Below are 1,485 nucleotides of genomic sequence, written 5' to 3' on the forward strand. Positions count from 1 at the left end.
GGCGAAGAGCCAGGTCAACCGACCAGCGCTGAGATTGAAGCGGCTGCTAAGGAAGCGGGACTTGCATATAAAGAGGTATCGTTTGCAGGTAGTGAGCTTAATCAAAATCACGTCGAGGAGTTTGCAGATTTCTTTAATCAAGCCGAGCAGCCCATACTGATATTTTGCCGCACAGGCAATCGCTCAACAGGTATCTATGAAGCGGCGAAGAAAATGGATTTGTTAGACGACTGATAGTAGCTTAGATATAGTAACTTATAGATAGTTGCTACTAGTTAAAATAAAACGCTCGTCCAAGATTTGGATGGGCGTTTTATTTCTATGACAAAAGTGTGAGCGCTCTAGTATTAAAGTCTAACTCTACGATAGTTTGATGATGACCCTAGGTTAATGTGACCAACCTTTTAGCAGGAAAATCATTTGAGCTTATGCTATCGTCACTTATAATCATTAGATTTAATGATGACGCAGCCACCAAATTCTATAGATACTAGTATGTTTACAAGGATGTTTTATGAGTAATATCGCACTCAGCTTACTACCGTTAGCGCTCGCCTATATTATGTTCACTTTAGGTACAGGGCTGAGGCTTAGCGACTTTAAAGTGATTGCGGCTCACCCCAAAGCCTTTTTCATTGGTCTGGCTAATCAAGTTGTTTTGGTGCCGCTAGTGGCGCTAGCCGTGGTATTGGTCATGACGCCGCCACCAACGATTGCTTTTGGCATTATACTTATTAGTTTTTGTCCGGGCGGTGTTACTAGTAACATGCTGACCTTTTATGCCAAAGGTAATGTCGCGCTATCGATTGCCTTGACTGGCGTCGTAAGCTTATTGTCAGTTGTGACCTTGCCTATTCTTATTACTTTAGCCTTTGATCATTTTATGCAGGATCAAGCGAGCTCTATTAGCGCAGTCAAGATCGGTCTAGTGATGTTCTTGTTGACGACCTTGCCTGTAACTCTTGGCATGCTTGCTCGCCGCAAATTCACGGGTTTTATGCAGCGTAGAAGCAGTGTTTTGAATGCTATCGCTAGCGTTTTCTTTGTCTTAATCGTTCTTGCTGCTGTGGCCTCTAATTGGGAATTACTCAAATCTCAAGCAGCAGTTATCGGTCTTGAGTTGATTGTTATCATCGTTGTCTTATTTGCTTTGAGTATGATTATAGCGAGAATGCTCAAGCTCAACTGGTTTGATACCAAGACGATATCTATAGAGACCAGTATTCAAAACAGTACGACGGCGATCACCTTAGCCCCGATCATTATGGGTACAGCGGCAGGGTTACCCGCTATTGCCCTGCCTGCTGCGGTATATGGCGTACTGATGTATGTAGTGGCGATTCCAGTTATTGCTCTGATTCGGAATAAGAATTGATATTAGCAATCACAAAAACAGCAGACACAAAAGAACCACCTCAACCATGCTATTAGGTTGAAGTGGTTTTTTATTTATAAGACATAGAGTATATTCAAACTACTTCTTCT

2 protein-coding genes are annotated in these 1,485 nt (G+C 42.4%); both read left to right on the plus strand.

All coding sequences use genetic code 11. From position 1 onward, the window contains the following. A partial coding sequence (locus ACTXGO_RS13625; protein ID WP_443574902.1) for a beta-lactamase hydrolase domain-containing protein occupies positions 1-234 on the plus strand: 234 nt, incomplete at its 5' end. 280 nt (positions 235-514) lie between these two features. After that, on the plus strand, positions 515-1,375 hold the full coding sequence (locus ACTXGO_RS13630; RefSeq protein WP_443543670.1) for a bile acid:sodium symporter family protein: 861 nt from the start codon (positions 515-517) through the stop codon (positions 1,373-1,375). The last annotated feature ends 110 nt before the right edge of the window (positions 1,376-1,485 follow it).

Source organism: Psychrobacter sp. T6-1, assembly GCF_052258445.1.